The following is a 13084-nucleotide window of genomic DNA, read 5'->3' as shown; positions in this document are numbered from 1 at the left end:
GGGGGCGTTTCGCTGTATCCGGGGGAAAAGCAAACCGATTGGAACTGCGCCATGAACCGTCGTCAGATGATCTCTCTGGCCGCCCTGCTGGTGGCCGCACCCGCCCTGGCCCCGACGCTGGCCGGCGCCCAGGAGGCGGCGGTCGATCCCTATGCCCCCATCGAGGTCGAGATCCGGGACGATTTCGAGACCGGCAGCATCGTCGTCGTCAGCCGCGACTTCTTCCTGTATCACGTTGTCGCACCGGGCAAGGCGGTCCGCTACGGCGTCGCCGTCGGCACGGCCGAACTGGTCTGGAAGGGCAAGGCCACGATCGGCCGCAAGGTCGAATGGCCCAGCTGGCGCCCGACCGACGACATGATCGAACGCAACCCCGGCGCCTATGCCAAATACGCCGACGGCATGCCCGGCGGTCCGCAGAACCCCCTGGGGGCGCGGGCGCTGTACCTGTATGACGACCGGGGCAACGACACCGCGATCCGCATCCACGGCACGACCGATCCCGGATCGATCGGGCGGGCGGTCTCCAACGGCTGCCTGCGCATGCGCAACGAGGCCGTGATGAGCCTGTTCGACCAGGTGCCCATCGGCACGCCCGTCTACGTCTTCTGATCTTGGATCTGACGCTTGCCAGCGCGGCGGACCCGGTTCTGGCCGGGTTCGACGACATCATCGATGTCCGCGCCCCGGCGGAATACGCCGAGGATCACCTGCCCGGAGCGATCAACCTGCCGGTCCTGTCGGATGCGGAGCGCGCCCGCGTGGGCACGATCTACAAGCAGGTGTCACCCTTTGACGCCCGCAAGCTGGGCGCGGCGCTGGTCGCGGCCAATGCGGCGCGGCACCTGCAGGGGCCGCTGGCCGATCGGGGCGGCGCGTGGCAGCCGCTGGTCTATTGCTGGCGCGGTGGGCAGCGCTCGGGCAGCTTCGGCACGATCCTGAGCCAGATCGGCTGGCGCGTGGCGCGGGTCCAGGGCGGCTACAAGGCGTGGCGGTCGCTGGTCGTGGACCGGGTGCAGAACGGTCCGATCGCGGCCCCGGTGATCGTGCTGGACGGCAACACGGGCAGCGCCAAGACCGCGATCCTGCAGCGGCTGGCGCAGCGCGGCCATCAGGTGATCGACCTGGAGGGGCTGGCCAACCATCGCGGCAGCCTGTTCGGCGGCCACCCCGAGGGCCAGCCCAGCCAGAAGATGTTCGAAGGACGCCTGGCCGTCGCGCTGGAGCGTCTGGATCCCGCCCGCCCCCTGCTGGTCGAGGCCGAGAGCAGCCGCATCGGCCAGATCACCGTCCCCAAGGCGATGTGGCAGGCGATCTGCGCCGCGCCCCGCCTGCAGATGCAGGTGCCGGTCGCCGCGCGCGCGGCGTTTACCGCCTCGACCTATCGCGACATGGTCGACGATCCCGCGCGCGTTGCCGCGATATTGGACCTGATGGCCCCCCTGCACCCCGCCGAGCGTGTCGAGGGCTGGCGGCAGGCGCTGGCGCTGGGCCGGTGGCAGCAGCTGTCCGAGGGGTTGCTGCGGGATCATTACGACCCCCGCTATGACAAGCACCGGTCGCGTCATGACGACGGGCGCGGACAGATCGTCGCACTGGACGACCTGTCCGACCTGGACGCCGCCACTGGCTTGGTCGAGGCGGGGCTGGCCCGGATGACCGCGGGCGGTTCGTCGCGGACGGCGGATGCGGGCCCCGCGCGCAGGGCGGTCGCCGATTTGTGATCGGGCAGGGGGGCGGGCTGGCCTAGTCTGACCGCGACCCCATGTCAGGAGAGCGCGATGACCCGGATGAGTGCCAAGGATTTCCCGCAGGAACTGCTGGAGCTGTACGACTTCTATGCCCACGGCCGCATCACCAAGCGGCAGTTCCTGGACCGGGCTGGCAAGTTCGCGGTCGGCGGCGTCACGGCGCTGGCGCTGTTGAACATGCTGCGGCCGAACTATGCGCTGGCACAGCAGGTCAGCTTTACCGACCCCGACATCCTGCCCGAATACGTGACCTATCCGTCGCCCGAGGGGCATGGCGAGGTTCGTGCCTATCATGTGGCCCCGGCGGGCGAGGGGCCCTGGCCCGCGGTGCTGGTGATCCACGAGAACCGCGGCCTGAACCCCTACATTGAGGATGTCGCGCGGCGCCTGGCCAAGGCGGGCTATCTGGCGCTGGCGCCGGACGGGCTGACCTCCAAGGGCGGCTATCCCGGCAATGACGAGGAGGGGCGCGCCCTGCAGGCCGAGGTCGATCCGACCCTGCTGATGAACGATTTCTTTGCGGGGGCCGAACATCTAGTGGCGCATGAGCAGTCGACGGGCAAGGTCGGCGCGGTGGGCTTCTGCTATGGCGGGGGCGTGTGCAACGCGCTGGCGGTGGCCTATCCGGAACTGGGCGCGTCGGTGCCGTTCTATGGCCGGCAGGCCCCCGTGGCGGACGTTCCCAAGATCGAGGTGCCGCTGCTGTTCCAGTTCGCCGAGATCGACGAGAACGTCAACGCCACCTGGCCCGCCTACGAGGCCGCGCTGAAGGAGGCCGGCAAGACCTATGAGGCGCATGTCTATCCGGGCACCAATCACGGCTTTCACAACGATTCCACGCCGCGATACGACCCCGAGGCCGCGGAACTGGCGTGGCAGCGGACGCTGGACTGGTTCGCCCGCTACCTGGCCTGATCCTTCAGGAAACGGCGTAGCACGGTTTCCAGCTTGGCCGCGCCCAGGGGGGCCAGCGCCTTGGTGTGGTCGTGGCTGATCGATTCGTCGGACAGCCCCGCCCCCATATTGGTGACGACCGAGATGGCCGCCGCCCTGAGGCCCAGGAACCGCGCTAGGATGATCTCGGGCACCGTCGACATGCCCACCGCATCCGCGCCAAGCGTGCGGGCGGCGCGAATCTCGGCCGGGGTTTCGAAGCTGGGGCCGGAAAACCAGCAATAGACGCCTTGCGGCAGCTCGACCCCCTCGGCCGCCGCAGCCTCCATCAGGGCTTCGCGGATCGCCACGTCATGGGCGTCGGTCATCGGCACGAAGCGCGCGTCGGTCGCTTCTCCGATCAGCGGGTTGGTGCCGGCGAATGCGATGTGGTCGTTCAGCAGCATCAGCCCGCCGGTCGGGATGTCGGGGCGCAGCGACCCGGCGGCGTTGGTCAGGATCAGCTTTTGGCACCCCAGTGCCGTCAGCACCTCCAGCGGCAGACGCATCGCGTCGGCCCGTCCGGATTCGTAGTAATGCGACCGCCCCCCGAACACCGCGACCCGCACCCCCTCCAGCTGGCCGATGACCAACTGGGGAACATGGCCCGACACGCCCGCATGGGGAAAGCCCGGCAGGTCGTCATAGGGGATCGCCACGCCATCGACGCATGCCGACAGGTGGCCCAGCCCGGACCCCAGGATCAGGCCGTATTCGAGCGCCTCGGGACCCGCGCGGTCGCGGATCAGGGCGGCAAGCTCAGCGCTCCTTGACATAGGGCTCTCCTCCGGCGCGGGGCGGGATGGCACGGCCGACGAAGCCGGCCAGGATCACCACCGTCAGGATATAGGGCAGCGCGTTCATGAACATGGACGGCACCGTGATGATCCCCAGGTCCAGGTTCGGATAGAGGTTGGCGATCGCCTCCAGCAGGCCGAACAGGAAGGTCGCGAACAGCGCCTGCCACGGCCGCCACTTGGCAAAGATCAGCGCGGCCAGCGCGATGAAGCCGCGCCCGGCGGTCATCTCCTTGACGAAGCCCGCCGACAGGCCGGTCGCCAGATAGGCGCCCGCGATGCCGCACAGCACCCCTGCGATGGCCACCGCGGTATAGCGCAGACGGGTGACAGACACGCCCGCCGTATCGACCGAGGCGGGGTTTTCCCCCACCGCGCGCAGGCGCAGGCCGAACCGGGTGCGGTACAGCACCCACCAGGTGATCGGCACCAGCGCGAAGGCCACATAGACCAGGATCGTCTGCCCCGAGATCAGCCCGGAATAGATCGGGCCCAGCACCGGGACGTCGCGCAGCGCCTCGGCGCCGGGCAGTGTGATCGGGTTGAACCGCCCCGCACCGGTCAGGGCCGGCGTGCGCCCACCCAGCCCGAAGGCGTTCTGTCCGACCAGCACCGTCAGCCCCGAGGCCAGGAAGTTGATCGCCACGCCCGAGATCAGCTGGTTGCCCATGAAGGTAATCGAGGCCAGCCCATGGACCAGCGACAGGGCCAACGACCCGGCGATGCCCGCGGCCAGGCCCAGCCATGCGCTGCCGGTGATGTAGGCGACCGATGCGGCGGTGAAGGCCGCCATCAGCATCTTGCCCTCCAGCCCGATGTCGAAGACCCCGGCGCGTTCGGAATAAAGCCCCGCCAGGCAGGCCAGCAGCAGCGGCGTCATCAGGCGCAGCGCGCTGCCGATGCCCTGCTGGGCGGCGGCGCCGTCGGCCAGGGCCCAGACCAGGCAGATGGCCAGGACGATGATTGCGATCAGCGAGTCGCGGATGTTCATTTCACCGCCCCCCGGCTGGTCCGTTTCATGGTCAGGAACAACCGTTCCAATGGCATACGGACCATGTTGTCCAGCGCGCCCGTGAACAGGATCACCAGGGCCTGGATCACGATGATCAGCTCGCGCGGGATGGTGGTCCACAGCGCCAGCTCTCCGCCGCCCTGATAGAGGAAGCCGAACAGCAGGGCCGCCAGCAGGATGCCCAAGGGGTGGTTGCGGCCCATCAGCGCGACCGCGATGCCGATGAAGCCCGCTCCCTCGACCGCGTTCAGGACCAGGCGTTCGGATTCGCCCATCACGTTGTTGATGGCCATCATGCCCGCCAGCGCGCCCGAGATCAGCATGGCGATGACGGTGATGCGCACCGGGTTGATGCCCGCATAGACCGCACCCGGTTCGGACTTGCCGAAGGCGCGGATCTGATAGCCCAGACGCGTCCGCCAGATCAGCACCCAGATCAGGAAGCAGGCCGCCAGCGCCACCAGGAAGGTCACGTTGACCGGGGTGTTGCGGCCCCATTCAAACCCCATGCCCGCCGCGATGTCGGTCAGGGCGGGCAGGTTGGTGGCCTCGGGGAAGCGGGCGGAGGCCGGGTCCATGCTGCCCGTCGGGCGCAGCTGGTTCACCAGCACATAGTTCAGCGTGGCCGCGGCGATGAAGTTGAACATGATCGTGGTGATCACGATGTGGCTGCCGCGCTTCGCCTGCAGGATCGCGGGGATGAAGGCCCAGGCCGCCCCGAAGGCCGCGGCGCCCAGCATCGCCACCGGCAGGGCGATCGCCCAATGGGGCAGCGGCAGGAACAGCAGCACCAGCGCGACCCCCAGGCCGCCCATCGCCGCCTGCCCCTCGCCGCCGATGTTGAACAGGGCGGCGTGATAGGCGACCATCACCGCCAGCCCCGTGAAGATGAAGTTCGTCGCGTAATACAGCGTGAAGCCCCAGCCATAGCTGGAGCCGAGCGCCCCTTCGACCATCGTGGTCAGCGCCATCCAGGGGCTTTCCCCGATGGCCAGGATCACCAGCGCGGAAATGCCCATCGCCAGCACCAGAGAGATCAGCGGCGTCAGGATGACGTCCGCCCATTTCGGCATCTTGTCCATCAGGCGCGTCCCTCCGGCAGGTCATTGGCGGTTCCCGGCGGGATGCCCGCATCGTCGGGGACGTTCCTGGTGTCGGTGATGCCCGCCATCAGCAGGCCCAGTTCCCCGGTGGTGGTCTGTGCGGGCAGGCGTTCGCCCATGATGCGTCCGTCGAACATCACGGCCACGCGGTCGGACAGGGCCAGGATCTCGTCCAGCTCCACGCTGACCAGCAGGATCGCCTTGCCCGCGTCACGCAGCGCCACGATCTGCTTGTGGATGAACTCGATCGCACCGATGTCGACGCCACGCGTGGGCTGGCCGATCAGCAGCAGGTCGGGATTGCGCTCGATCTCGCGGGCGACGACGATCTTCTGCTGGTTCCCGCCCGAGAAGTTGCGCGCCGCCAGATGGCAGTCGCGCGGGCGCACGTCGAACCGCTCCATCTTGGCCTGGGCGTCGCGGCGGATGGCGTCGTTGTCCATCAGCCAGCCCTTGTTGAACTCGGGCGCGTCGTGCCAGCCGAAGGCCACGTTCTCCCACGCGGCGAAATCCATGATCAGGCCTTCGACCTGACGGTCCTCGGGGATGTGGCCCACGCCGTCGCGGCGTCGCTGACCGGCATCGCAGCCCGATCCGGCCAGAGGGAGGGCGGCGCCGTTCATGCGTACCTCGCCCGTGACCTTGGCGCCCTTTTCCGGGTATCCGCCCAGGATCTCCAGCAGCTGGGTCTGGCCGTTGCCGCTGACGCCCGCGATGCCCAGGATCTCTCCGGCGCGGATGTCCAGGTCGATGCCGCGCAGGCGCTCCACCCCCTCGGCATCCACCATGGTCAGGCCGCGCACCTCAAGGACCGGGGCCTGCGGCCGCGCCGGCTGCTTGTCCACGTTCAGCAGCACCTTGCGGCCGACCATCAGCTCGGCCAGTTGCTCGGGGCTGGTCTGGGCGGTCCGGACCGAGGCGACCATCTCGCCGCGGCGCATCACGGACACGTTGTCGGTGATCTCCATGATCTCGCGCAGCTTGTGCGTGATCAGGATGATCGTCTTGCCCTCGTCGCGCAGCCCCTTGAGGATGCGGAACAGGTGGTCGGCCTCGGCGGGCGTCAGCACGCCGGTGGGTTCGTCCAGGATCAGGATGTCAGCCTGGCGATACAGCGCCTTGAGGATCTCGACCCGCTGCTGGTGCCCGACGGAAAGGTTTTCCACCACCTCGTCGGGGTCCACGTTCAGCTGGTATTCGGCGGCCAGGCGCTTCAGGACGCCGCGCGCCTTGGACAGCGACGGGCGCAGCAGGGCGCCATCCTCGACGCCCAGGATGATGTTCTCCAGCACGGTGAAGTTCTGCACCAGCTTGAAGTGCTGGAACACCATGCCGATGCCCGCACGGATCGCGGTCTGGCTGTCGCTGATGCTGATCGGCTTTCCGCCCACCAGGATCTGGCCCGCATCGGGTTTGTAGAACCCGTACAGGATCGACATCAGCGTCGATTTCCCGGCGCCGTTCTCTCCGATGATGCCGTGGATCGTGCCCTTGGGCACGGCCAGGCTGATGTCGCGGTTCGCCTGCACGGCCCCGAACGCCTTCGAGATGCCGCGCAGCTCGATGGCAGCGGGGGCGGCCGTGTCCGACCGCCCCCCCAGCATGTCGCCCGCAGTGGTCATTACGACGCCGGGCAGGCGTTGTCGGTCATGAAGTCATGCACCGTGACCTCGCCCGAGGCGATGGCGGCCTTGGCCTCGTCCACTGCGGCCTGCATCTCGGCGGTGACCAGTTCGGCGTTGTTGTCGTCGACCGCGACGTCCACGCCGCCCGCGCCAAGGTCCATGATCTTGACGCCCGGCTCCAGGTCGGTGCCTGCGGTGAAGGCGTCGAAGACCGCATTGTCCACGCGCTTGACCATCGAGGTCAGGATCTGGCCCGGATGCAGCGCGTTCTGGTTGCTGTCCACGCCGATGGCCAGGATGCCCTCGTCGGCGGCGGCCTGCAGCACGCCGATGCCGGTGCCGCCGGCGGCCGCATAGATCACGTCGGCGCCCTGCGATTTCTGCGCGCGCGCCAGCTCACCACCCTTGACGGGGTCGTTCCAGGCGGCGGGCGTCGTGCCGGTATAGTTGCTGACCAGCGAGCCTTCGGGCTGGACTGACTTGAACCCCTGGGCAAAGCCGCATTCGAACTTGCGGATCAGCGGGATGTCCATGCCGCCGATGAAGCCGACGGTGCCGGATTCGGACGCCATCCCGGCCATGACGCCGGCCAGATAGCTGCCCTGCTCCTCGGTGAAGACGACCGATTGCACGTTCGGCGCCTCGACCACCATGTCGATGATGGCGAATTTCGTGTCCGGATAATCGCCCGCGACCTTGGTCAGCACGTCGCCAAAGGCAAAGCCGGTCATGACGATGGGGTTCGATCCGCTTTCGGCCAGGCGGCGCAGGGCCTGCTCGCGCTGTGCCTCGGACTGCATCTCCAGCTCGCGATAGGTGCCACCGGTCTCCTCGACCCAACGCTGCGCGCCGCCGAACGCCGCCTCGTTGAACGACTTGTCGAACTTGCCGCCCAGGTCATAGATCAGCGCCGGATCGGCCAGCGCCGCACCGGTCGACAGCACGGCCAGGGCCGAGCCCGCCAGCAGCGATTTCATCAGGGACATAAAGGAACCTCATCCTGTTTTTCGCGGGCGATTCAACGGGCCCGCTGATCGCCCGATTAGGGCGCATCGCACGGGGTCCGGTCAACCGCCTTCTTGGGTCGCACGCAGCGTCAGACGCATCACGATCGCGTCCGTCGCAGGCCCGTAATATCGCCGCCGGACGCCCGCTTCCAGCCATCCCGTGACCTGATACAGCCGCCGTGCCGCAAGGTTGTCATGCGCGACCTCCAGAAAGGCCTCCTCGGCCTCCATCGCCGCCGCTCTGCCCGCGAATGCGGCAACCAGCGCGCGGCCCGTGCCCGCCCGCCGCGCCTGCGGGTCCACGGCCACGGTCAGCAACTCGGCCTCGCCGGCGATGGCGCGCCCCATCAGGAAACCGTGCGGCGCCTCCAGCAGGAACGTCCCACGACCCGCCAGAAGGCTGGCGAACTCGTCGGCCGACCAGGGGCGCGGGCTGTCGAAGCATCGCGCATGCAGCGCGGCCAGATCGTCGGGCGTCACGCCAGGATCACCGGGGGTGCATCGCGGGCGGGCGCTGCATGCGCCGGGCGCAGATAGACTGGCGCGGGGCGGGGCTGCGGCAGATGCGCGCGGGCCGCGGCCAGGCGCGCCACGCCCTCGGCAATTCCTGTCGCAGGCGCAGCCTGCGCGGGGCCGGGCGGTAGCGCGCCGGCCGCAGCCTGCTGCGGCCGGCCCTCCGCGCCCTCGGCAAAGTCCTGCCAGATGACCATGTCGCCCCGGCCCGCGATCACCACCCGGCAGGGCCGCGGCAGGCCCCAAGCCAGCGCCTCGGGCGCCTCGACCCCGATGGCGGGGATGCCCAGGGACAGGGCCAGTCCGCGGGCCGCCGCCACTGCCACCCGGATGCCGGTGAAGTTGCCCGGCCCCGTGCCCACGCCGATCGCGCCCAGATCACGCCAGCCCAGGCCCGCGCCGGCCAGCATCTCCTCCAGCATCGGCATCAGGCGCTCCGCCTGTCCCTTGGACATGTCCTCATGGACCACCGCCAGAACCGCGTCGCCGCGCAGCAAAGCGGCCGCGCAATGCGCGGCCGATGTGTCGAAACCCAGGATGATCCGGTCAGGCAACGGGTCGGACCTCGACCACCTCGGGGATGTAGTGGCGCAGCAGGTTCTCGATCCCCATCTTCAGTGTCAGGGTCGAGGACGGGCAGCCCGCGCAGGCCCCCTGCATGTGCAGATAGACGATGCCGCGATCAAAGCCGTGGAAGGTGATGTCGCCGCCGTCCTGCGCAACCGCAGGGCGGACGCGCGTGTCCAGCAGCTCCTTGATCTGCACAACGATCTCGGCGTCCGGACCTGCTTCATGGGCGACATGGCCGCCCGTGTCCGCCGCCGCGCCCTCGATCGCCGGGGCGCCCGACTGGAAATGCTCCATGATCGCGCCCAGCACGGACGGCTTCAGGTGATCCCACGGCACCTGGTCGGCCTTGGTGACGGTCACGAAGTCACGGCCCAGAAACACGCCGGTCACGCCGTCCACCGCAAAGATCCGCCGCGCCAGGGGCGATGCGGCCCCGGTCTCGGGGGTCGGGAAATCGGCCGTGCCGCTGCCCAGCACCGTCTCTCCGGGCAGGAATTTCAGCGTTGCGGGGTTCGGCGTCGTCTCGGTCTGGATGAACATGGGGGCGCTCCTTTGATCCCGATATGGCGATCCGGGGCGCTTGGGTCAAGCCGCCGGGGGTCTCAGGTGATGGCCTCCAGCCGCTCCTTGGACAGATCGCCGGGCACCAGCGAAATGGCGCAGGGCAGGGCGGTCGGATCGCGCATCAGCCGTGTCAGGACCGGGTTGGTGCTGCTCTTGTCCGAGGACAGGCCCAGCACGACCACGCCGATCTCTCCGTCCTCGGTGATCTGGGCCAGCAGCTCCTCGGCGGTGTCGCCCTCGCGGATGACCAGCTCCGGCTCGACCCCGGGGCGCGACCGCATCCATTTGGCAAAGACCTCGAAATGCGCCTCGATCCGCTCGCGGGCCTCGGCGCGCATCACGTCTGCCACGCCGAATCCGTGCTGGATCTCCTCGGCGGGAATGACCGACAGGATCACGACCGCTGCCCCCTGGGACTTGGCCGCGCGCATCGCGGCGAAGCGCATCGCGTTCAGGCATTCCCTGCTGTCGTCCAGAAGGACCAGAAATTTCCGCATCGTGTCGCCGGACCTCCGCCTCTTTCGCCCCGACAGTGGCCGAAGTGCCATGCCCGCGCAAGTCAGTGCGCAGGAAAGCGCCGCACCCGTTTCCAATGCTTGCATGTCGTGCTAGTCGCGATGAGGTTGACTGGCGTGAAATGTGCAATGCGGACGGTGTCGTGACGATCCACCATGATTGGGAAAAGGCCGATGCCGCGCATCTGGGACCGCTCAGCGCGCCCCGGATGGCATGGTTCATCGGCGAGGCGCGGGCTCCCGGCGTCAATCCCATGCCGGTCTCCAAGCGCGCGTTCGACCTGATCCTGGTACTGATCCTGCTGGTGCCGCTGTCGGTCGTGATGCTGACCGTCGCGGGATTGCTGCTGCTGCTGCAGGGCCGGCCGATCCTTTATGCCGCGCACCGCATGCGTGCCCCGAACCAGCCCTTCACGCAGTGGAAATTCCGCACCATGCTGTGCGAGGAGGACGATTTCGGCGCCACCGGCGCGCACAAGGCGTGGCGCATCACGCCGATGGGCCGCTTCCTGCGCCGGTCGCGTATCGACGAGCTGCCGCAGCTGTTCAACATCCTGCGCGGCGACATGAGCTTTGTCGGACCCCGCCCGCCGCTGCGCGAATATGTCGAACGCTTTCCCGCCGTCTATGCCCAGGTGCTGCATTCGCGCCCCGGCGTCACCGGGCTGGCCACGCTGATCTATCACCGCCACGAGGACCGCATCCTGGCCCGCTGCAAGTCGGCCGAGGCGACCGAGATGGCCTATTACCGCCGCTGCCTGCCGGCCAAGCTGAAGATCGACCTGATCTATCAGCGCCATCGCAGCCTGCGGCTGGATCTGTGGATCCTGTGGAACACCCTCAAGATCGTGATCTCGCGCCGCGACGAACGTCCGCGCCGTCGCCGTCGCGGTCAGTCCTACCTGCCGATCGGCCCGTCGAAGGGGTCGCAGGGGTAGCCCACCCCGGTCAGGTACAGGCCGTGGGGCGGACAGACCGGCCCGCAGGCCGCCCGCTCGCGCGCCGCCAGCGCCTGTCCCACACGTTCCGGCGCCCATGATCCCGCGCCGACCCGTTCCAGTGTCCCAACGATGGACCGGACCTGGTTGTGCAGGAAGGACCGCGCGCGCAGGTGAAAGCGGTATTCGTATCCCTGCGGGATGTCCGCGACCTCGATCCTGATCTCGTCCAGCGACTTCACCGGGCTTTTCGCCTGACAGATCGACGACCGGAAGGTGGTAAAGTCGTGATGCCCGACCAGATGGGCCGCGCCCGCGCGCATCGCATCCACGTCCAGCGGGTTCAGCACCTGCCACACCTGTCCCCGTCCATGCGTCAGCGGCGCCCGCCGCGCCACCAGTCGGAACAGATAGCGCCGCTCCACGGCCGAGAACCGGGCGTGGAAATCATCCGGCACCCGCGCCGCCCGCAGGATGGCGACGGGCGCGGGCTTCAGGTGCCAGTTCAGTGCCTCGGACAGGCGGAAGGGGTCCCAGTCGCGATCCAGGTCGGCATGGGCCACCTGTCCGGTGGCATGCACGCCCGCATCGGTGCGCCCGGCGGCGGCGATGCGGCGGGTGGCGAAAGCGGGGTCCAGCCGCGCGAGCGCGGCTTCGATCGCGCCCTGGACGCTGGGCTGGTCGGCCTGCGCCTGCCATCCGGCAAAGGGCGCGCCGTCATATTCGACCTGCAGGGCAAAGCGGGGCATCAGTCGCGCGGGACCTTCTGTCCCGGGAACGGGGTGCGCAGCAGATCGTCCAGCGTCTGCGCCTCGGCGCTTTGCAGGGCGGGGCGTTCGGCAGGGTCGACGCGCGTCGCGGCGCCGGTCAGCCCCTCGCGGGCCAGCCGGTCGCGCAGGACCGACATCTCGACATCCAGCGCATCGCGGTCGCCGTCCATCAGCCGATCGGCGCGGGCGATGAAATCCTTTTCCAGATCGTCCAGGAACACCTCATAGTCGCGCCGCGCCTTCTGGTCCTGCGTCCGCACATAGAGATCGGCAAAGCGGATCGTCGCGTCGCGCGCGCCCATCAGGTAGACGCCCAGATAGCGCCGCGCGGATGCCAGCCCGGCGGGATTGTCGCGCACCCGGTCGAACAGGTGCCGCACGGATGCGTCGAACATCGCGACGCGCGCTACCAGCCGGCGGTCGCCGCTGCGCGCGATCGCGTCGCGCATCTGGTCCAGATGGCCCTCGGCCTCTTCGATCATGCGCTGTGCGCGATCCTGCTGAAAGCTGTCCACGCCCGCCGCGGTCTTGTCGCGCCACGGGTCAAGGCCGAAGGACAGCTGGTGCAGGGCCAGACCGGCCATGCCGATCAGCCCGGCCTCGGCCCAGACCCCCGGTTCGGCGGCCCCCAGGCCCAGACCGATCCCTGCCAGCATGCCGCCGAACAGCTTGCGCGGAATGGCCGGGCGCTTGGCCACGCGACGCGCGGCATAGGTCGCCTGCGCGACCAGCCCCTCGCGCGTCAGGACCATGCCGCTGGCAACCAAGCCGAAGGCTGCAAGGTCGGTGACCATCCCCGTGGCCCCCTGGAAGAACGCCCCCAGCAGGAAGGGCGTCGCCGCCAGGGTGATCCACTTGGGCCGACCCTCGTGCGGGTGGCGGGGGGTGGGGGGCAGGGATGCGCCCGGGCGCGTCCCCGGCTGCGCGTCGGGCGAAAAGCGCCCGCCGAAACGTTGCGACATGATGCCCCCTCAGCCCGCGCCGGC

At 68.9% G+C, this 13084-nt stretch carries 15 protein-coding genes; 4 read left to right on the top strand and 11 right to left on the bottom strand.

Annotated features, from left to right (window positions below; all coding sequences use genetic code 11):
* The first annotated feature begins 51 nt into the window (after positions 1–51).
* The 3 genes from PRL19_RS02410 to yghX are packed head-to-tail and all read left to right on the top strand — an operon-like array spanning position 52 to position 2666.
* The gene (locus tag PRL19_RS02410; protein WP_046001308.1) at positions 52–612 is read left to right on the top strand and encodes a L,D-transpeptidase; all 561 of its coding nucleotides are present in this window, start codon (positions 52–54) and stop codon (positions 610–612) included.
* Between the two features lie 2 nt (positions 613–614).
* Positions 615–1724 (top strand): tRNA 2-selenouridine(34) synthase MnmH, encoded by a 1110-nt coding sequence (gene mnmH / locus PRL19_RS02405; RefSeq protein ID WP_273743755.1) that lies wholly within the window; start codon positions 615–617, stop codon positions 1722–1724.
* A 57-nt stretch (positions 1725–1781) separates the two neighbouring features.
* On the top strand, positions 1782–2666 hold the full coding sequence (gene yghX, locus PRL19_RS02400; protein WP_273743754.1) for a YghX family hydrolase: 885 nt from the start codon (positions 1782–1784) through the stop codon (positions 2664–2666).
* Here the strand turns inward: yghX and PRL19_RS02395 are convergent.
* The 9 genes from PRL19_RS02395 to PRL19_RS02355 all read right to left on the bottom strand — a co-directional run bounded on the left by PRL19_RS02395 (position 2654) and on the right by PRL19_RS02355 (position 10372).
* Positions 2654–3460 carry a purine-nucleoside phosphorylase gene (locus tag PRL19_RS02395; protein ID WP_273743753.1) on the bottom strand — a complete coding sequence of 269 codons (807 nt, stop codon included), beginning with the start codon at positions 3458–3460 and terminating at the stop codon, positions 2654–2656. The two genes, yghX and PRL19_RS02395, sit on opposite strands and share 13 nt — an antisense overlap.
* Positions 3444–4472 (bottom strand): ABC transporter permease, encoded by a 1029-nt coding sequence (locus PRL19_RS02390; RefSeq protein WP_420704406.1) that lies wholly within the window; start codon positions 4470–4472, stop codon positions 3444–3446. Before PRL19_RS02390 ends, PRL19_RS02395 begins: the two co-directional genes overlap by 17 nt.
* Positions 4469–5575 carry an ABC transporter permease gene (locus PRL19_RS02385; protein ID WP_046001311.1) on the bottom strand — a complete coding sequence of 369 codons (1107 nt, stop codon included), beginning with the start codon at positions 5573–5575 and terminating at the stop codon, positions 4469–4471. Before PRL19_RS02385 ends, PRL19_RS02390 begins: the two co-directional genes overlap by 4 nt.
* Positions 5575–7218 (bottom strand): ABC transporter ATP-binding protein, encoded by a 1644-nt coding sequence (locus tag PRL19_RS02380; protein WP_273743752.1) that lies wholly within the window; start codon positions 7216–7218, stop codon positions 5575–5577. Before PRL19_RS02380 ends, PRL19_RS02385 begins: the two co-directional genes overlap by 1 nt.
* Positions 7218–8207 carry a BMP family lipoprotein gene (locus PRL19_RS02375; protein ID WP_273743751.1) on the bottom strand — a complete coding sequence of 330 codons (990 nt, stop codon included), beginning with the start codon at positions 8205–8207 and terminating at the stop codon, positions 7218–7220. Before PRL19_RS02375 ends, PRL19_RS02380 begins: the two co-directional genes overlap by 1 nt.
* A gap of 81 nt (positions 8208–8288) precedes the next feature.
* Complete coding sequence (locus tag PRL19_RS02370) at positions 8289–8708, bottom strand: GNAT family N-acetyltransferase (RefSeq protein WP_273743750.1); 420 nt, start codon at positions 8706–8708, stop codon at positions 8289–8291.
* Positions 8705–9295 (bottom strand): tRNA (adenosine(37)-N6)-threonylcarbamoyltransferase complex dimerization subunit type 1 TsaB, encoded by a 591-nt coding sequence (gene tsaB, locus PRL19_RS02365; RefSeq protein ID WP_273743749.1) that lies wholly within the window; start codon positions 9293–9295, stop codon positions 8705–8707. The genes PRL19_RS02370 and tsaB overlap by 4 nt, the downstream gene beginning before the upstream one ends.
* Positions 9288–9851 (bottom strand): NifU family protein, encoded by a 564-nt coding sequence (locus PRL19_RS02360; protein WP_046001314.1) that lies wholly within the window; start codon positions 9849–9851, stop codon positions 9288–9290. Before PRL19_RS02360 ends, tsaB begins: the two co-directional genes overlap by 8 nt.
* Before the next feature lie 62 nt (positions 9852–9913).
* The gene (locus PRL19_RS02355; RefSeq protein ID WP_042250295.1) at positions 9914–10372 is read right to left on the bottom strand and encodes a universal stress protein; all 459 of its coding nucleotides are present in this window, start codon (positions 10370–10372) and stop codon (positions 9914–9916) included.
* 161 nt (positions 10373–10533) lie between these two features.
* Between PRL19_RS02355 and PRL19_RS02350 the strand changes: the two genes are divergently transcribed.
* On the top strand, positions 10534–11328 hold the full coding sequence (locus PRL19_RS02350) for a sugar transferase (protein ID WP_084693897.1): 795 nt from the start codon (positions 10534–10536) through the stop codon (positions 11326–11328).
* On the opposite strand, the gene truA is transcribed toward PRL19_RS02350, so the two are convergent.
* Positions 11289–12077: a tRNA pseudouridine(38-40) synthase TruA gene (gene truA, locus PRL19_RS02345; RefSeq protein ID WP_273743748.1), complete on the bottom strand. Its 789-nt coding sequence runs from the start codon at positions 12075–12077 to the stop codon at positions 11289–11291. The genes PRL19_RS02350 and truA overlap by 40 nt on opposite strands.
* Positions 12077–13060 carry a 5-bromo-4-chloroindolyl phosphate hydrolysis family protein gene (locus PRL19_RS02340; RefSeq protein ID WP_273743747.1) on the bottom strand — a complete coding sequence of 328 codons (984 nt, stop codon included), beginning with the start codon at positions 13058–13060 and terminating at the stop codon, positions 12077–12079. The genes truA and PRL19_RS02340 overlap by 1 nt, the downstream gene beginning before the upstream one ends.
* Between the last annotated feature and the right edge of the window lie 24 nt (positions 13061–13084).

The sequence above is a fragment of the Paracoccus marcusii genome (assembly GCF_028621715.1).
GTDB classification, from domain to species: Bacteria; Pseudomonadota; Alphaproteobacteria; order Rhodobacterales; family Rhodobacteraceae; genus Paracoccus; species Paracoccus marcusii.
This window is presented reverse-complemented; position numbering and strand designations above follow the sequence as displayed.

Coding starts and splice junctions, on each gene's coding strand:
- PRL19_RS02410 (WP_046001308.1), top strand. CDS start 52: ATGAACCGTCGTCAGATGATCTCTCTGGCCGCCCTGCTGGTGGCCGCA.
- yghX (WP_273743754.1), top strand. CDS start 1,782: ATGACCCGGATGAGTGCCAAGGATTTCCCGCAGGAACTGCTGGAGCTG.
- PRL19_RS02395 (WP_273743753.1), bottom strand. CDS start 3,460: ATGTCAAGGAGCGCTGAGCTTGCCGCCCTGATCCGCGACCGCGCGGGT.
- PRL19_RS02390 (WP_420704406.1), bottom strand. CDS start 4,472: ATGAACATCCGCGACTCGCTGATCGCAATCATCGTCCTGGCCATCTGC.
- PRL19_RS02385 (WP_046001311.1), bottom strand. CDS start 5,575: ATGGACAAGATGCCGAAATGGGCGGACGTCATCCTGACGCCGCTGATC.
- PRL19_RS02380 (WP_273743752.1), bottom strand. CDS start 7,218: ATGACCACTGCGGGCGACATGCTGGGGGGGCGGTCGGACACGGCCGCC.
- PRL19_RS02375 (WP_273743751.1), bottom strand. CDS start 8,207: ATGTCCCTGATGAAATCGCTGCTGGCGGGCTCGGCCCTGGCCGTGCTG.
- PRL19_RS02360 (WP_046001314.1), bottom strand. CDS start 9,851: ATGTTCATCCAGACCGAGACGACGCCGAACCCCGCAACGCTGAAATTC.
- PRL19_RS02355 (WP_042250295.1), bottom strand. CDS start 10,372: ATGCGGAAATTTCTGGTCCTTCTGGACGACAGCAGGGAATGCCTGAAC.
- truA (WP_273743748.1), bottom strand. CDS start 12,077: ATGCCCCGCTTTGCCCTGCAGGTCGAATATGACGGCGCGCCCTTTGCC.
- PRL19_RS02340 (WP_273743747.1), bottom strand. CDS start 13,060: ATGTCGCAACGTTTCGGCGGGCGCTTTTCGCCCGACGCGCAGCCGGGG.